Genomic DNA, 15,202 nt, shown 5'->3' on the forward strand with positions numbered 1-15,202 from the left:
CGCCCCGGCGGGCAGAACGCGGGCGATCCCGGTCCGAGACGGGGACGTCCCGGGTGCGAGCGGCCCGCGCGGCGGTGGTCCGGGCGACAATGCTGCGATGCGTGTCTTCGCTGCGATCCTGCCCCCGCCGGAGGCCTTGGAGGACCTTCGGGAGTTCCTCGAGCCCCGCCTCGACGCCCCGGGCGCGCCGCGCTGGGCCGCCGACGACCAGGCCCACGTGACGCTCGCCTTCGCGGCCGACGCGGCGCAGCACCGCCTCGACGCCGCCGACGAAACCCTGCGGGAGGTGTGCGACGCGGTGCGTGCGCCGCGGCTGTCGATCGCCGGGGGCGGGGCGTTCCCCGACGTCACCCGGGCTCGGGTGCTGTGGGCCGGGGTGCGCGAGGACGCACACGCCGCAAGCGGCATTGGTGAGCCGGTCGACCCCGCCGGCCCGTCGGGTCCGCCGCCGGCGGGCGACCCGACGGTCCAGGTGGCCCGGCCCGTCGCTGGGCCGGCCGACGCCGCCCCGACACTGGTGACGCTCGCCACCCGCGTGCGCCACGCCCTCGCGGGGCACGGGATCGCCGTCGCCGGAGGGGACCTCACCCCGCACGTCACCCTCGGCCGCTGGCGCGCCCCGGTCGAGGCGACCCGGTGGCTGCGGATTCTCGACACGTACGCCGGACCGTCGTGGTCGGCGCCGGAGGTCGCCCTGGTCGCCTCCCACCTCGGGGCGGGGCGGGGCGGTCACCCCCGCCACGACACGCTCGCGACCTACGCCCTCGACGACGGCCGGGGCGGGCGGTGGTGGGCGCGCGACCCGGAGCCCGAGTCCCGGCCCCGACGGGTCGGCGAGGACGCCTGACCGACCGAGCCCCCTCGGGCGGTTCGCTGCGCGGCCGCTGACGCGACGACGCGGTCGACGCTGCCCCGGTGCGGTGGGGCGGCGCTGCCACGGGGGTCGGGTCAGGTCGATGGAAGAGCCCGCGTCCGAGAACCCCTCGGCTCTCGCACATCACCCGCCACCTCTCGCCAGACGTCGGAGCTGGTCCTTCCAGACCCGGTCCTGGAGCGCCCCCACTCGTCGGGTGTGGGGTTTGACCCCTGTCCCGCTGAGCGCCACAATTGTGGTCATGAGCATCGAGTCTTTGCGTGAGGTCCGCGATCACTTCAGCGACGTGGTCGACCGAGTGCAGCGCGAGCACGAGCGAGTGACCGTGACCCGCAACGGCAAGGCTGCCGCCGTCATCCTCAGCCCAGAGGACCTCGCCGAGCTCGAGGAGACCGTGGCCGTGCTCAGCGATCCCGCGGCGCTGGCCGACATCCGCGAAGCCGACCTGGCTTACCAGGAAGGCAATGTCGTCCGCGGAGCCGATGCCGTGCGCGCGCTGCTCCGGTGACGCAGCCCGTCGAGCTCGTCCTCGCCCCACCGGCATCTCGAGCCATCCAGAGCTGCCTGCCGGAGGCTGTCGCCGCAGCAGTGGTCGAGTTCCTCACGGGGGCGCTCATCGACAACCCCCGGCGAGTCGGGAAAGCCCTCACCGGCGAGCTCACCGGGATCCACTCTGCGCGGCGTGGCACCTATCGGATCCTGTACCGGATCAACGAGCAGGACCGCGAGGTCGTCGTGCTCCGCATCGAACACCGCCGCGATGCCTACGGCCGGCACTGAGCCCACCAGCTCGTTGCCTCGTCGGGAGAACACGCACGATCGTTCGACGCGGCCGGCCGGACGACGCGCGCCTGTGCCACTCCGGCACCGCGCCCGCGGCCCCGTGCGCCGCCGGTGGCATACTTGGGGCCACGTGCTCCGGGGTCGGTGAAAGTCCGAGCCGGCGGTGACAGTCCGCGACCCGCACAGGCGCGGCCCCTCGGGGCCGAGCGTGGCGGTTGACCTGGTGGAACTCCAGGACCGACGGTGAAAGTCCGGATGGGAGGCAGCACGCGCGAGTCGTGGTCGTGCCCTCGGGCGCGTCCACCTCGCCGACGACGCGTCGCGCCGCGATGCCTCGTCGATGTCCGCGTCCCGCACGCGTCCCCGGAGTCCGATGCTCGGACCCGGACGGACGGAGGAACGCGTGGCCACCCAGCCCCACCTCGCCGACGCCGCGCGCCCCGGCGACCGCGCCGCGATGGCCCTCGCCCTCGAGCTCGCGGAGCGCGGCCCGATCGCCGACCCGAACCCCCGCGTCGGCTGCGTCGTCCTCGACCGCGACGGGGCCCTCGCCGGGGCGGGGCACCACGCCGGGGCGGGCACGCCGCACGCGGAGGCCGTCGCCCTCGCCGACGCGGCCGCCCGGGGCGCCGACGTGCGCGGCGGCACCGTGTTCGTCACGCTCGAACCCTGCAACCACACCGGGCGCACCGGCCCCTGCGCGCTCGCCCTCGCGGCGGCCGGACCGGGGCGGGTCGTGTACGCCCAGGCCGACCCGGGCGCCGCGTCCGGCGGCGGCGCCCGCGAACTGGCCCGCCGCGGCGTGCTCGTCGAGGTCGACGCCGTCGCGGGCCCCCCGGCCCACGCGCTCAACCGCGCGTGGACCCACGCGATCGCCACCGGCCGGCCCTTCGTCACGTGGAAGACGGCGACGACCCTCGACGGCCGCATCGCCGCCGCCGACGGGAGCAGCCGGTGGATCACCGGGCCGGCTGCGCGCGCCGATGTGCACGCGCTGCGCGCGCGGTGCGGGGCGATCGTCGTCGGGACGGGGACGGCTCTCGCCGACGACCCCGCCCTCGACGTCCGCACGTCTCCCGCCGCGCCCACGGCGGCTCGCGGGCCCGCCCCCGTCCGCCGCCCGCCGGACGTCCCGCCGCTGCGGGTCGTCGTCGGCGAGCGCCCCCTGCCCGCCGACGCGCGGCTCCTCGACGGCCGCGCCCCCACCCTGATCCGCACGGACCGGGACCTGCCCGCCCTGCTCGCGGACCTGCACGCCCGCGAGATCCGCCACGTCCTGCTCGAGGGGGGCGCCACCCTCGCGGCGGCGTTCGCCCGGGCCGGCTTCGTCGACGAGGTCGTCGCCTACGTCGCCCCCGCGTTCCTCGGCTCCGGCCCCGGCGGGCTCGGCGACCTGGGCGTCGGCACCATCGGCGACGCGTGGCGCCTCGACCTGCACGACGTGACCCGCCTCGGGGACGACGTCCGCCTCACCCTCACCCCGCGCCGCCCCGCCGCGGGGACCCCACCCGAGAAGGAAGACACCTGATGTTCACCGGCATCGTCGAAGAACTCGGCCGGGTCGAGGCCATCGACCCCGGCACCGACTCGGCCGTCCTGCGTGTGCGCGGCCCGCTGGCCGTCTCGGACGCCGCGATCGGCTCGTCCATCGCCGTCAACGGCGTCTGCCTCACCGTGACCGGAGCCGACGCGGACGCCGGCACGTTCGCCGTCGACGTCATGGCCGAGACGCTGAACCGCTCGAGCCTGGGCGACCTCGCCCCGGGCGACCCCGTCAACCTCGAACGGGCCATGCGCGCCGACCGCCGGTTCGGCGGGCACGTCGTCCAGGGGCACGTCGACGGCACCGGCACGATCCTGCGTCGCGAGCCCGGCTACCGCTGGGAGGTCGTGACGATCGCCCTGCCCGCCGGTCTGCGGCGTTACGTCGTCGAGAAGGGCTCGATCTGCGTCGACGGCACGTCGCTCACGGTGAGCGCGCTCGACGACGACTCCTTCTCGGTCGGCCTCATCCCCACGACGCTCGCCGCGACGACGCTCGGCTCCGCCGGTGTGGGGGCCCGCGTCAACCTCGAGGTCGACGTCCTCGCCAAGTACGTCGAGAACATGCTCGCCACGAACGGAAAGGCCCCCTCATGAGCGACTGGCTCACGACCCTGTACGACGCGAAGGTGGACATCGCCGGGTACCCGCTGCTGTGGCGGGAGATCATCGGCAACGGCTTCGGGTTCGCCTCCGCGGTCGGCGGGTTGCGCCGCCGCGTGTGGGCGTGGCCGGTGGGGATCGTCGGCAACGTCATCCTCTTCACCGTCTTCTTCGGCATGGCCCTGTCCGTCGACGACGGCCGCCACCCTCTGTACGGCCAGGCCGCCCGGCAGATCTTCTTCATCGTCACGAGCGTGTACGGCTGGTGGACGTGGCGCCGGTCGCAGGCCGCCCGCGCCGACGACGCCCCCGCCATCACGCCGCGGTGGGCGACCGGCGCCGAGCGCCTCGGCTACCTCGCCTTCTGGGTGGGCGGGGTCGTCCTCGCGCAGTGGATCTTCGCGTCCGTCGGCGCGACGTGGCCGGCGCCGCGCTGGTACCACTGGACCGACGCGTGGATCTTCATCGGCTCCATCGTCGCGACGTACGCGATGGCGCGCGGCTGGAACGACTTCTGGCTCGCGTGGATCGCCGTCGACCTCGTGGGCGTGCCCCTACTGTGGCACAGCGAGTACTACCCGAGCGCCGTCCTCTACGCCGTCTACTCCCTGCTCGTGCTCTACGGGTTCGTCGTCTGGGTGCGGGCGACCCATCGCGAGCGCGGTCCCGCCGCGCAGCGCGAGGGGGCGCCGGTATGAGCGGGGGCGAGCGGCCTGAGGCGGGCGCGCCGCCGTTCGCACGCATCGAGGACGCGCTGGCGGCGCTGCGGGCCGGCGACCCCGTGCTCGTCCTCGACGACACGGACCGGGAGAACGAGGGCGACGTCGTCCTCGCCGCCGCCACCCTGACCGAGCGGGCGGCGGCCTGGACGATCCGGCACACCTCCGGCTACCTGTGCGCGCCGATGCCGGCGGAGCGGGCCGACGAGCTCGACCTGCCGCTCATGGTCGCCGACAACGCCGATCCGCTCCGGACGGCGTACACGGTGACCGTCGACGCGGCCCGGGGCGTGACCACCGGCATCAGCGCCGCGGACCGCGCCCGGACCATCCGCCTCCTCGCCGACCCGGCGACGAGTCCGGCCGATCTCATCCGGCCCGGCCACGTCGTACCGCTGCGGGCGCGCCCGGGCGGGGTGCTGGAGCGCCGCGGCCACACCGAGGCGACCGTCGACCTCACGCGCCTGGCCGGGCTACCGCCGGTCGGCGCCATCGCGGAGCTCGTGAACGACGACGGCACGATGATGCGGACCCCGCAGGTGCTCGCCCTCGGGGCCGAGCACGGGTACCCCGTCATCACGATCGCCGACCTCGCGGCGTGGCGGGCGCGGCACGACCGGGTGCAGGCGGGTGCCGTGACGAGCATCCCCACCGTGCACGGGCGCTTCCGGGCGCACGGCTACCGCGACCTGCTCACCGGCGCCGAGCACGTGGCGCTCGTCGCGGACCCGCCTGCGCCGGGCGCGCCCACCCTCGTGCGGGTGCACTCGGAGTGCCTGACCGGCGACGGGTTCGGCTCGCTGCGCTGCGACTGCGGGCCGCAGCTGGAGGCGTCGCTGTCGCGGATCGCGGCGCACGGCGGCGTCCTCGTCTACCTGCGGGGGCACGAGGGCCGCGGGGTCGGTCTCGCCGCCAAGCTCGCCGCGTACGCCCGCCAGGACGCGGGGCGCGACACCGTCGACGCCCAGCTCGACCTCGGCCTCCCGGTCGACGGGCGCGAGTACGTGGCGGCCGGCGCGATCCTGCACGACCTCGGCGTCGAGGCGGTGCACCTGCTCACCGGCAACCCGGCCAAGGCCGCGGCGCTGGCCGAGGCCGGGATCCGCGTCGACGGCAGGACCGCCGTGGACACCCTGCCCACCCCCGACAACGTCGCCTACCTGCGCGCCAAGCACGAGCGGTTGGGCCACGACGTGCCCTCCCAACGGCGCGCCGACGCCGCGGCGGGCGCCGCTCCCGGCATCGTGGACGCGACGTACGACACGCAGATCACGCAGGACCAGAACGGGCCCGCGTGGGCCCACGACGAGAGGATCAGCCATGTCCGGTGAGGGATCGCCGCAGGTCGAGGCCGACGGGTCGGGCCTGTCGGTCGCGATCGTCGCGGCGCGCTGGCACGAGGAGCTCATGGACGGGCTCGTCGCGGGCGCGCAGAAGGCGCTGGGGGAGGCCGGCACCGACGAGCCGGTCCTCGTGCGCGTCCCCGGCAGCTTCGAGCTGCCCGTGGCGGCGGCGACGCTCGCCGACCGGTTCGACGTCATCGTCGCGCTCGGGGTCGTCATCCGCGGCGGCACACCGCACTTCGAGTACGTGTGCGACGCGGTCACCTCGGGCCTGACCCGGGTCTCGGTCGACTGCCGCACCCCGATCGGGTTCGGCGTCCTCACGTGCGACAACTTCGTCCAGGCCCGCGACCGCGCGGGACTATCGGGCGGGCACGAGTCCAAGGGGTACGAGGCCGCCATGGCCGCCGTGAGCACCGCCGTCGCGCTGCGGGACGTCGGGCGCGCCTGACCCGGCGCCGGACGCCTCGCGTCGGACCCCGCGCGTGAGACGGCGCGCCGGTGGTCCGCGCGCGGCGTCTAGGGTGGGCGGACGTGAAGACGTTTGACGCCATGTACGCCGAGGTCGCCGAGAAGGCGCACACGCGCCCCGCCGGCTCGCGCACGGTCACCGAGCTCGACGGCGGCGTGCACACCATCGGGAAGAAGATCGTCGAGGAGGCGGCCGAGGTGTGGATGGCAGCCGAGCACGAGGGGCGCGAGCGCACCGCCGAGGAGATCAGCCAGCTGCTGTACCACCTCACCGTGCTCATGGTCGACCGCGGCCTGACCCCCGACGACGTCTACACCCACCTCTGAAGGACCGCCCCGTGAGCACTCCCACCGACACCACCGGCCTGCCCTCCACGGCCCCGGACCCCGACGGCCCCACGCTGCGCATCGCCGTCCCCAACAAGGGCTCGCTGTCCGACGCCGCCGTGACGATGCTGCGCGAGTCCGGGTACGCGGTGCGCCGCGACAGCAAGGAACTCGTCGTCACCGACGCCGCCAACGGCATCGAGTTCTTCTATCTGCGCCCGCGCGACATCGCCGTCTACGTCGGGTCCGGCACCCTGCACGCGGGCATCACCGGCCGCGACCTGCTCCTCGACTCCGGCAGCGAGGCGATCGAGGTCATGGGCCTCGGCTTCGCGCGGTCGACGTTCCGCTTCGCCGGCCCGCCCGGGGTCGCCGACGGCGTCGCCCACCTCGACGGGCGACGCATCGCCACCTCCTACGACGGCCTGGTCCGCGCGCACCTCGCCGAGCACGGCGTGTCCGCCGACGTCGTCCGGCTCGACGGGGCCGTCGAGACGGCCATCACGCTCGGCGTCGCCGACGCGATCGCCGACGTCGTCGAGACCGGGACGACGCTGCGCAACCAGGGCCTCGTCACGTTCGGCGACCCGATCCTGCGCTCCGAGGCCGTCCTCATCTCGCGGAACGGCGCGGGGGATCCCCGCACGGAGCAGGCGCTCGAGGTGGTCGCCCGCCGCCTCGGGGGCGTCGTCACCGCCCGCACGTACGTGCTCATGGACTACGACATCCGCACCGAGCTCGTCGAGGACGCGTGCGCGCTCACCCCGGGCATCGAGTCGCCGACGGTCTCGCCCCTGCACGACACGGACTTCGCCGCCGTGCGCGCCATGGTGCCGCGCAGCGGGATGAACCGGGTCATGGACCGCCTGTACGCCCTGGGCGCGCGCGGCATCCTCGTCACCGACATCTCCGCCTGCCGGCTGTGACCGCACCGGCCGGCCCGGGCGCGGACGCCCGGACCGGCAGGGGGCCCGGCCGCCGTGGGAGGGTGGTCGGGTGAGCCCGCACGACGACTCCCCGCCGCCCGCGAGGCGGGCGCGCCCGGCCGACCCGTACGCCCCGTTCCGACCCGGGTGGGGTCGGGTGGTGCCGCTCGTGTCGTCGGTGGCGGTCCTCGCGGTCGCCGCCGCCGGCGCCCTGACCATCCCGGGGGAGCAGTGGACGCCGCTCGACCGCGGGTTCCTCTTCCTCCTCGGCCTCGCGGCGTCCGCCCTGCTGCTCCGCTACGGCCTCATCGAGGCCCGCCCCTCACCCGTCGGACTCGTCGTCCGCAACCTGCTCACGACGCGGCGCCTCGAGTGGGCCGAGATCCTGCGGATGCAGTTCGGGCGCGGCGCACCGTGGGTGACCCTCGACCTGGCCGACACCGACGTCGTCGCCGTCATGGCGATCCAGAAGGCGGACGGGGCCCGGGGCCGGGCCAACGCGGCCCGCCTCGCCGCCCTCCTGCGCTACCACTCCGGGCCGGGCGACCCGCCCGAGGTCGACGTCGCGTCGACCTGACGTAGGTGTCCTGCCCGAGGACGTCGTTCGAGGGAGGGCGAGACGTCGTGCTGCCGATGTCCCCGGGGACGCCGGAGTTGGAGCACCGGCATGCTGATGCGTCGATGTTATGATGCGCTCATGCGAACGACCCTTGATCTGGACGAGGTGGTGCTGAGTGCTGCGCGAGCCAAGGCGCGCGCAGAAGGCATCTCGCTCGGGCGCGCAGTGTCCGAGCTGGCGTTGGCCTCGCTGAGTCCGCAGAGTCGACCGTCGGAATCGTCATCGAACGAGTTCCCGATTCTTCACGGAGTTCCCGGACATGTCGTGACCGACGAACTGGTCGCGTCGTACCGCGATGACGACTGAGACCCCGGTTCGACGTCTCCTGGACGTCAACGTGCTCCTCGCGCTCATCTGGGACCGGCACCTCCACCACGAGGCCGCTCGGCGGCAATTCCGCGCGGTCGCGACGGCCTTCGCGACGACGGCCGTGACAGAGTCCGGCCTGGTGCGGCTCCTGCTCACCCCGGCGGTCGTCGGACGGAAGGTGTCGACGCCGGAGGCCCTTGGGGCGCTGCGTGACGTTCGTTCGCTCCCGGGCTGGGCCTGGCTCGACGACGACGCGTCGTTCGACTCCGCCGTCGTCGACGTGCGCGTGATGATCGGCCGGCGTCAGGTGACCGATATGCATCTGGTCGACCTGGCGGCGAGACACGGCCAACGCCTGGCCACCTTCGACACGGGCCTTGTCAGTTCTCTGGCCCCGGCCGATCACCACCACGTCGACCTGTGGTCGCCCTGACCGCGAACGGCTGATTCTGCCTCGCCGTCACAGGCGCCGGCTCCCGCGTTCGCCGGCTCAGAGGTCGTGGCTCGCCCGGGCGCGCAGCTTGGCGCGCACGACGAACGCGAGGACGACGAGCAGGCCGAGGTAGATGATCACCGGGATCGGGTGGGCCACGAACACGCCGTAGTCGCCGTCGGAGGACAGCAGCCCGTCGCGCAGCGACGTCTCGAACAGCGGCCCGAGGACGAGGCCGATCATGAGCGGGGCCAGCGGCACGTCGTGGCGGCGCATGGCGAACCCGACGAGGGCGAGCCCGAGCAGCAGGAACAGGTCGAACGGCTGGCCCGCCGTCGCGTACACGCCGAGCCCGCAGAACACCATGATCCCGGCGTACAGGTACGGCCGCGGGATGAGCAGCAGCTTCGCCCACAGCGACGCGAACGGCAGGTTGAGCGCGAGGAGCACGATCATCGCGATGAAGAAGCTCGCGAGCAGCGCCCACACGAGGTCCGCGGCGCGGGTGAACAGCAGCGGCCCCGGCTGGAGGCCGTACTGCTGGAACGCGGCGAGCATGATCGCCGCGGTGCTCGACACGGGGAGCCCGAGCGCGAGCAGCGCGCCCATGGCCATGCCCGTCGTCGAGTTGCCCGCCGCCTCCGGGCCGGCGAGGCCCCGGATCGCGCCCCGGCCGAACTGCGGGTCCGGGCGGCGGCGGTCGAGGCGGCGCTCGACGTCGTAGGCCATGAAGGTGGGCACCTCGCTGCCGCCGACCGGGATGATCCCGAACGGCAGGCCGATCGCCGTGCCGCGCAACCACGCCGGGAGGGCCTCGCGGAACTCCGCCCGGGACAGGAACGGCCGCCCCGAGAGTCGCATCTCGTGCCCCTCCGGGTCGCGGCGGATGCGCGCGGCGACGTGGAAGACCTCGCCGAGGGCGAGGATCGCGACCGTCACCGTGACGATGGAGATGCCGTCGAACATCTCCGGCACGCCCATCGTGAACCGCTCGGTGCCGGTGAAGGAGTCGATGCCCACGCAGGCGATGCCGAGGCCGAGGACGAGGGAGGCGAGGCCCTTGACGGCGGAGTCGGCGACGATCGAGCTCGTGGCCACGAAGGCGAAGAGCGCGAGGGCCAGGTATTCGGCCGGGCCGAACTCCGCGGAGAGGTCGGCGAGCTTGGGGGCGAGGAAGACGACGACGGTCGAGGCGATCATGCCGCCGACGAAGGCGCCGATGGCGGCCGTCGCCAACGCCTGGGGGGCTCGCCCGCTCTTGGCCATGGCGTGGCCCTCGAACGTCGACGCGATCGCCGAGCCCTGGCCCGGGGTGTTCATGAGGATGGCCATGGTCGAGTCGCCGAACAGCCCGCCGAAGTACACGCCGGCGAACATGATGAACGCGCCCGTGGGGTCGAGGGCGAACGTCAGGGGCAGCAGGAGGGCGACGGCCATCGACGACCCGAGGCCGGGGACGACCCCGACGGCGGTGCCGAGCAGACAGCCGACGACGACCCACAGCAGGTTCATCGGCGACAGGGCGCCCCCGAAGCCGCCGAAGAGGGCGATGAGTTGGTCCATGTCAGTTCCCTCCGGCGAACAGTCCGAAGACGCCCGACGGCAGCGGCAGCCCGAGGCCGATGCCGAACGTCAGGTAGATGAGGCTCGACACGACGAGGCCGAGGACGAGGTCGAAGACCGCACGTCGGCTGCCGATGCCGCGCGCGACGCACCAGAAGAGGAGACCGGCCGCGAGGACCCAGCCGAGGACCTCGAGCAGGACGGCGAACGCGGCGAACCCGCCGACGCACCAGGCGATCGCGCGCCAGTCGCTGAAGGTGGTGTACGTGCGGCCGGAGGTCTCGGCGGGGACCTCGGGGTGGCGCAGGTAGTGCACGACGAGCAGGGCGGCGAGGACGTAGGCCACCGCGGCGAGGAACCACGGGAAGAACGTGGGACCGGGGAAGTCGGCGCCCTTGGGGATCGACATCGTCAGGTTCCCGACGACGAGGTAGGTCGCGAACGCGGCGAGCAGCAGCGGGATGACCAGCCCGCTGCGCCCGGTGAAGAACCCCCATCGGCCCGGGGTCTGTGACCCCGACGGGGGCCGGTCCGACGCGCGGGCGGGGTCCTGGTCGCCGGTCCCCCCTGCGGTGGGCCCGTGCGGCTCGGGCGTGCTCGACGTGCTCACTTCAGCTCCTCGACGAGGGCGGCGATCCGCTTCTCCTCCTGCGCGAGCCAGGAGTCGAGCTCGGGGCCGGTGAGGAAGACGGGGGTCCACCGGTTGCGTTGCTGGGCGCTCTTCCACTCCGGGGTGGCGACGGTCGCGGTGACGAGGTCGACGATGTCGGACTTCTGCTTCGCGGTGATGCCGGGCGGGGCGACGACCATCCGCCAGTTCGCGAGGGTCGTCTCATACCCCTGCTCGGTGAGCGTGGGGATGTCGACGCCGGGCAGGCGCTGCGGGGCCGCGAGGCCGAGGGCCCGGAGACGCCCGGCCTCGATCTGGTCGGCCATGTCCATGTACCCCGACGTGGCCGCGACGGCGGTCCCGTTGAGCAGGGCGGTGGTCGCCTCGCCGCCACCGGACTTCGGGATGTAGGTCAGCGCGCCGGGGTCGATGCCCGCCTTGAGCGCGAGGTCGGTGGAGACGAGCTGGTCGAAGGTCCCGCCGCCGGTCCACGACACCTTGGCGGGGTCCTGCTTCCACGCGGTGACGAGGTCGTCGAGGGTCCGGTAGGGGGAGTCGGCCTTGACGACGACGACGTCGTACTCCTCGACGACGCGCGCGATGGGCGTGGCGTCGCCGTGGTCGACGGGCGCGTCGAGCTGGGCGACGCCGGCGACGAGGCCGGTGCCCGAGACCATGAGCTTGTTCGGCTGACCGCCCATCGTCGTCAGCTTGCCGAGCGCGATGGTGCCGGCGGCGCCGGGGATGTTGACGACCTGGACGTTGTTGACGAGCTTGTTCGCCCGCATGGCCTGCTGGGACTCGCGCTGGAACGTGTCCCACCCACCGCCCGGCCCGGCCGGGGCGATGAGCGTGAGGTTGGCGCGGATGTCGCTGCCGCCCGAGGCGGACGTCACGGAGAAGAACGCGGCCGCCCCGATGACGAGCGCCGCGAACGCCGCGTAGATCGCCATGACGAGCCGTCGGCGCCCGGGGCGGGCGGCGGGCCGGTCGGGGTCGTGGCCGGGGGGCGGTTCGGACACCGGGTCCGATGCCGGTTCGCGTGCCTCGCGCACGTCATCACCTTTCGGGGGAGGGGCTCGCCCGCGTGGCCGCGGCGGCGGCGTGGGTGGGCCGCCGCCGGACGACGGCCGGGTTCGATTCGCCGGCACGGGGGTCGGCCGGTCGGGGTGGCGTCAGCGTAATGTACGAGACCTGGATCACAGGGCCTCCGGCGTCGACTCTCCGGCGCCGCGGCCGTCGTCGAAAGGTGCCCCGGCATGTCCGTACTCCTCGCTTCCGCCCCGACCGCCGAGGGCGCCGCCGCGCTCGAGTTCGCGATCGCGGAGGCCCGCCGCCGCGACGAGGACGTGCTCGTCTTCCACCTGGGCGGCCGCGACGGCGACGAGCCGGCCGAGCGGGACGGGATCGCCCTGCGGCACGTGGGCCCCGATGCCCGGGCCCGCGACGCGGCCGGCGAGCTCATCGACCTCGCCAACGACGGGTCGGTCTCCGTCGTCGTCATCGGGGTGCGGCACCGCAGCCCGGTCGGCAAGCTGCTCCTCGGCAGCCAGGCCCAGCAGGTGCTGCTCGAGTCGCGCGTCCCCGTCATCGCCGTCAAGCCCTGAACCGACCGACGCCGAACCCCCCGCGCCGGCCCCTCCCCGGGCGCGACGGGCGTCAGCCGGTGGGGTGGGCGTCGCGCTCCGCCTCCCGGTGCTCCCGCTGCGCGAGGCTGCGGGCGATGGCCTCCCGGTCGAGGGGGCCGGTGACCGGGTCGATCATCGACAGCGGCGTGGTCTGCGGCTCCGGCTCGGACTCGGCCGGCAGGAACAGGGGCTCGGTCGCGGGGGCGTCGCCCTCGGGCTCGAGCGAGTACGACGTGGGGATGTAGTCGAGGGACTCCGAGTGCGTGAGCCCCGTGACCATGAGCAGGTCGACGATCGTCGATCGCACCTGCGCCCGGATGACCTCGCTGCTCAGCGACGGGCGCGACGACACGTACGTCGTGCGCTCGGCGAGGTCGAGCAGGTGCGGTTGCGCTCCCGTCGGCAGGTTGCGCTCGGCGAGGTCTTCGGCCATGGTCCGGGCGACCGCGGCGAGGTCGTCGATGAGGTCGATGTACGCCTTCGGCACCTGCTCGCCCTCGCGCAGCGCGATGGTGGCGCGGCGCACGAGCACGCGGATGTTGCGGATGGCCCGGTCGAGGGGCTCGATGATGTCGGCGATGGCCTGCACGGCCGGCAGGTGCCCCCGCCGGAACGGTGAGGAGCGGATGACGGCCAGGCCGTCGTCGGCGAGGTCGTGGAGGCGTTCGAGGGCCGACTCCGTCTCGCGGGCCTTCGTCAGGGACGCGGCCGCGAGTTCGCGGTCGCGCTCGCGCAGGGCGCGGGCCGTGTCGGAGAGCACCTCGCCGAGCTGCACGACGATGGTGCCGGTGTAGCGCCGCGGCCGGCGCAGGGGCGACACGGGCGTGATCGTCGCGGCGGCGAGGGCGACGAGCCCGCCGACGAGGGCGTCGGTCCAGCGCGAGAACGCCTCGCCGGGCCCGGCGACGATCATCGTGACGAACGCCGACTGCACCCCCGCCTGCGTGACCATGAGCATGCCGGCGCCGAGCAGGCTCGTCACGGTCATCGACAGGACGATGATGACGGCGAGCTGCCAGAACCCGGCGCCGAAGTAGTGCACGAACGTGTCGCCGACGAGCACACCGATCGCCACGCCCATGACGATCTGGACGACGCGTTCGATGCGCTGGCCGTAGGACTGGCCGAGGGCCACGAGCGCCGCGATCGGCGCGAAGAACGGCTCTGGGTGCCCGAGCAGCACGCCCGCGATGTACCAGGCGAGCGACGCGGAGAGCGCGCACTGGACGATGAAGAAGATCCGCTGCCGCGCCCGGGTCACGCGCCGTTCGACGGAGTCGCGGGAGCGGGCCACGGCCCGCGGGGCCAGCTCCGCCGAGAGGTTGAGCCACGCCCGCTCCAGGGGCCCCCGGGCGGGGACCGCGCGCGGGCCGCCGTCGTCGAGGTCGTCGTCGTCGTCGTCGGGGGCATGGGGCGTGTCGTGGTCGCCGGCGTCGTCGCGTCGACCGCCTCGACCCCGCACGACGTGGGCCTCCTGAGGCCGGGAGCCGCGGTGTTCGCCGCGTCGGGCGCGGGCGGCGTCGCCTCCGCCGATGGCGCGGGGCCCGACGTCGGCCTCGTCCTCGCGCGCGTCCATGCCTCTCATTCTGCCCCGCGGACCGACCTAGACTGGCGCCGTGCCCGTCGCCACCCGTGTCATCCCGTGCCTGGACGTCGACGCCGGCCGCGTCGTCAAGGGCGTCAACTTCGAGAACCTGCGCGACGCGGGCGACCCGGTCGCGCTGGCCCGCCGCTACGGCGAGCAGGGGGCCGACGAGCTGACGTTCCTCGACGTCACCGCCTCCTCCGGCGACCGCGAGACGACGTACGACGTCGTCCGGCGCACCGCGGAGGAGGTCTTCATCCCCCTGACGGTCGGCGGCGGCGTGCGCACCGTCGCGGACGTCGACCGGCTGCTGCGCAGCGGGGCCGACAAGGTCGGCGTCAACACCGCCGCGATCGCGCGCCCCGAGTTCATCGACGAGGTGGCCGACCGGTTCGGCGCGCAGGTCCTCGTCCTCTCCGCGGACGTGCGCCGCTGCCGCCCTGACGGCCCGCCCACCGACTCCGGCTTCGAGGTGACCACGCACGGCGGCCGCCGGGGCACCGGCCTCGACGCGCTGGCCTGGTGCGCGGAGGCCGCCCGCCGCGGCGCGGGGGAGATCCTGCTCAACTCGATGGACGCCGACGGCACGAAGGCCGGCTTCGACGCCGAGCTCATCGCGGCCGTCCGTGCCCTCGTCGACGTGCCGATCATCGCGAGCGGCGGCGCCGGGGCCGTGGAGCACTTCCCGCCCGCCGTGGCGGCCGGTGCAGACGCCGTCCTCGCCGCGAGCGTCTTCCACTTCGGTGACCTGACGATCGGGCAGGTCAAGGACGCGCTGGCCGCCGCCGGCCACGCCGTGCGCCGGTCCCGCGCCACGGCCGCCCCGGCCCACTGATCGACCTCGCCCACGACGAACCGACGACGAAC

Annotated in this window: 19 protein-coding genes and 1 riboswitch; of the genes, 15 read left to right on the top strand and 4 right to left on the bottom strand. The window is 74.3% G+C overall.

Translation table 11 applies throughout. The features are described 5' to 3' along the window. Positions 1 to 97 precede the first annotated feature (97 nt). From ICW24_RS06185 to ICW24_RS06245, 13 genes are all read left to right on the top strand, one after another. Positions 98 to 847 (top strand): 2'-5' RNA ligase family protein, encoded by a 750-nt coding sequence (locus ICW24_RS06185; RefSeq protein ID WP_226344848.1) that lies wholly within the window; start codon positions 98 to 100, stop codon positions 845 to 847. A gap of 268 nt (positions 848 to 1,115) precedes the next feature. Then, on the top strand, positions 1,116 to 1,382 hold the full coding sequence (locus ICW24_RS06190; RefSeq protein ID WP_226344849.1) for a type II toxin-antitoxin system Phd/YefM family antitoxin: 267 nt from the start codon (positions 1,116 to 1,118) through the stop codon (positions 1,380 to 1,382). Continuing rightward, complete coding sequence (locus ICW24_RS06195) at positions 1,379 to 1,654, top strand: type II toxin-antitoxin system RelE family toxin (protein ID WP_226344850.1); 276 nt, start codon at positions 1,379 to 1,381, stop codon at positions 1,652 to 1,654. The genes ICW24_RS06190 and ICW24_RS06195 overlap by 4 nt, the downstream gene beginning before the upstream one ends. Positions 1,655 to 1,785: 131 nt before the next feature. Beyond that, a riboswitch (FMN riboswitch) is annotated at positions 1,786 to 1,928 on the top strand. A gap of 132 nt (positions 1,929 to 2,060) precedes the next feature. Continuing rightward, positions 2,061 to 3,185 (top strand): bifunctional diaminohydroxyphosphoribosylaminopyrimidine deaminase/5-amino-6-(5-phosphoribosylamino)uracil reductase RibD, encoded by a 1,125-nt coding sequence (gene ribD / locus ICW24_RS06200; RefSeq protein ID WP_226344851.1) that lies wholly within the window; start codon positions 2,061 to 2,063, stop codon positions 3,183 to 3,185. After that, entirely contained in the window at positions 3,185 to 3,796 is a 612-nt protein-coding gene (locus tag ICW24_RS06205) for a riboflavin synthase (RefSeq protein ID WP_226344852.1), read from the top strand. The genes ribD and ICW24_RS06205 overlap by 1 nt, the downstream gene beginning before the upstream one ends. Further along, complete coding sequence (pnuC, locus tag ICW24_RS06210) at positions 3,793 to 4,500, top strand: nicotinamide riboside transporter PnuC (protein ID WP_226344853.1); 708 nt, start codon at positions 3,793 to 3,795, stop codon at positions 4,498 to 4,500. Before ICW24_RS06205 ends, pnuC begins: the two co-directional genes overlap by 4 nt. Continuing rightward, complete coding sequence (gene ribB / locus ICW24_RS06215; RefSeq protein WP_226344854.1) at positions 4,497 to 5,852, top strand: 3,4-dihydroxy-2-butanone-4-phosphate synthase; 1,356 nt, start codon at positions 4,497 to 4,499, stop codon at positions 5,850 to 5,852. Before pnuC ends, ribB begins: the two co-directional genes overlap by 4 nt. Next, positions 5,842 to 6,315 carry a 6,7-dimethyl-8-ribityllumazine synthase gene (gene ribH / locus ICW24_RS06220; protein WP_226344855.1) on the top strand — a complete coding sequence of 158 codons (474 nt, stop codon included), beginning with the start codon at positions 5,842 to 5,844 and terminating at the stop codon, positions 6,313 to 6,315. The genes ribB and ribH overlap by 11 nt, the downstream gene beginning before the upstream one ends. Before the next feature lie 83 nt (positions 6,316 to 6,398). Next, positions 6,399 to 6,662, top strand: a complete 264-nt coding sequence (locus tag ICW24_RS06225) for a phosphoribosyl-ATP diphosphatase (protein ID WP_226344856.1) — start codon at positions 6,399 to 6,401, stop codon at positions 6,660 to 6,662. Positions 6,663 to 6,736: 74 nt separating this feature from the next. Beyond that, on the top strand, positions 6,737 to 7,588 hold the full coding sequence (hisG, locus tag ICW24_RS06230) for an ATP phosphoribosyltransferase (RefSeq protein ID WP_264176317.1): 852 nt from the start codon (positions 6,737 to 6,739) through the stop codon (positions 7,586 to 7,588). 70 nt (positions 7,589 to 7,658) lie between these two features. Beyond that, positions 7,659 to 8,165 (top strand): PH domain-containing protein, encoded by a 507-nt coding sequence (locus ICW24_RS19650; protein ID WP_226344858.1) that lies wholly within the window; start codon positions 7,659 to 7,661, stop codon positions 8,163 to 8,165. Positions 8,166 to 8,285: 120 nt separating this feature from the next. Continuing rightward, entirely contained in the window at positions 8,286 to 8,513 is a 228-nt protein-coding gene (locus ICW24_RS06240; RefSeq protein WP_226344859.1) for a hypothetical protein, read from the top strand. Further along, the gene (locus tag ICW24_RS06245) at positions 8,503 to 8,949 is read left to right on the top strand and encodes a TA system VapC family ribonuclease toxin (RefSeq protein ID WP_226344860.1); all 447 of its coding nucleotides are present in this window, start codon (positions 8,503 to 8,505) and stop codon (positions 8,947 to 8,949) included. The genes ICW24_RS06240 and ICW24_RS06245 overlap by 11 nt, the downstream gene beginning before the upstream one ends. Positions 8,950 to 9,006: 57 nt before the next feature. Here the strand turns inward: ICW24_RS06245 and ICW24_RS06250 are convergent, their stop codons facing one another. From ICW24_RS06250 to ICW24_RS06260, 3 genes are read right to left on the bottom strand one after another with little or no spacing between them, the layout of a single operon-like run. Beyond that, a complete protein-coding gene (locus tag ICW24_RS06250; RefSeq protein WP_226344861.1) occupies positions 9,007 to 10,512 on the bottom strand; it encodes a tripartite tricarboxylate transporter permease in 1,506 nt (501 codons plus the stop codon). A 1-nt stretch (position 10,513) separates the two neighbouring features. Next, positions 10,514 to 11,122, bottom strand: a complete 609-nt coding sequence (locus tag ICW24_RS06255; protein ID WP_226344862.1) for a tripartite tricarboxylate transporter TctB family protein — start codon at positions 11,120 to 11,122, stop codon at positions 10,514 to 10,516. Further along, positions 11,119 to 12,075, bottom strand: coding sequence for a tripartite tricarboxylate transporter substrate binding protein (locus ICW24_RS06260; protein WP_226345076.1), 957 nt, complete (start codon positions 12,073 to 12,075; stop codon positions 11,119 to 11,121). Before ICW24_RS06260 ends, ICW24_RS06255 begins: the two co-directional genes overlap by 4 nt. Before the next feature lie 306 nt (positions 12,076 to 12,381). On the opposite strand from ICW24_RS06260, the gene ICW24_RS06265 reads away from it, so the two are divergent. Continuing rightward, the gene (locus ICW24_RS06265; protein ID WP_226344863.1) at positions 12,382 to 12,729 is read left to right on the top strand and encodes a universal stress protein; all 348 of its coding nucleotides are present in this window, start codon (positions 12,382 to 12,384) and stop codon (positions 12,727 to 12,729) included. 52 nt (positions 12,730 to 12,781) lie between these two features. Here the strand turns inward: ICW24_RS06265 and ICW24_RS06270 are convergent, their stop codons facing one another. Beyond that, the gene (locus ICW24_RS06270; RefSeq protein ID WP_226344864.1) at positions 12,782 to 14,326 is read right to left on the bottom strand and encodes an FUSC family protein; all 1,545 of its coding nucleotides are present in this window, start codon (positions 14,324 to 14,326) and stop codon (positions 12,782 to 12,784) included. Positions 14,327 to 14,366: 40 nt separating this feature from the next. Between ICW24_RS06270 and hisF the strand changes: the two genes are divergently transcribed. After that, positions 14,367 to 15,170 carry an imidazole glycerol phosphate synthase subunit HisF gene (gene hisF, locus ICW24_RS06275; protein ID WP_226344865.1) on the top strand — a complete coding sequence of 268 codons (804 nt, stop codon included), beginning with the start codon at positions 14,367 to 14,369 and terminating at the stop codon, positions 15,168 to 15,170. The last annotated feature ends 32 nt before the right edge of the window (positions 15,171 to 15,202 follow it).

This window comes from Agilicoccus flavus, assembly GCF_014857905.1.
In the GTDB taxonomy this organism is placed as follows: Bacteria; Actinomycetota; Actinomycetes; order Actinomycetales; family Dermatophilaceae; genus Agilicoccus; species Agilicoccus flavus.

What these genes read in the sequence shown, in the direction of transcription:
- ICW24_RS06250 (WP_226344861.1), bottom strand. Translation starts at nt 10,512, where the DNA reads ATGGACCAACTCATCGCCCTCTTCGGCGGCTTCGGGGGCGCCCTGTCG.
- ICW24_RS06240 (WP_226344859.1), top strand. Translation starts at nt 8,286, where the DNA reads ATGCGAACGACCCTTGATCTGGACGAGGTGGTGCTGAGTGCTGCGCGA.
- ICW24_RS06270 (WP_226344864.1), bottom strand. Translation starts at nt 14,326, where the DNA reads ATGGACGCGCGCGAGGACGAGGCCGACGTCGGGCCCCGCGCCATCGGC.
- ICW24_RS06190 (WP_226344849.1), top strand. Translation starts at nt 1,116, where the DNA reads ATGAGCATCGAGTCTTTGCGTGAGGTCCGCGATCACTTCAGCGACGTG.
- pnuC (WP_226344853.1), top strand. Translation starts at nt 3,793, where the DNA reads ATGAGCGACTGGCTCACGACCCTGTACGACGCGAAGGTGGACATCGCC.
- ICW24_RS06245 (WP_226344860.1), top strand. Translation starts at nt 8,503, where the DNA reads ATGACGACTGAGACCCCGGTTCGACGTCTCCTGGACGTCAACGTGCTC.
- ribH (WP_226344855.1), top strand. Translation starts at nt 5,842, where the DNA reads ATGTCCGGTGAGGGATCGCCGCAGGTCGAGGCCGACGGGTCGGGCCTG.
- ribB (WP_226344854.1), top strand. Translation starts at nt 4,497, where the DNA reads ATGAGCGGGGGCGAGCGGCCTGAGGCGGGCGCGCCGCCGTTCGCACGC.
- ICW24_RS06185 (WP_226344848.1), top strand. Translation starts at nt 98, where the DNA reads ATGCGTGTCTTCGCTGCGATCCTGCCCCCGCCGGAGGCCTTGGAGGAC.
- ICW24_RS06260 (WP_226345076.1), bottom strand. Translation starts at nt 12,075, where the DNA reads ATGGCGATCTACGCGGCGTTCGCGGCGCTCGTCATCGGGGCGGCCGCG.
- ICW24_RS06265 (WP_226344863.1), top strand. Translation starts at nt 12,382, where the DNA reads ATGTCCGTACTCCTCGCTTCCGCCCCGACCGCCGAGGGCGCCGCCGCG.
- ICW24_RS06205 (WP_226344852.1), top strand. Translation starts at nt 3,185, where the DNA reads ATGTTCACCGGCATCGTCGAAGAACTCGGCCGGGTCGAGGCCATCGAC.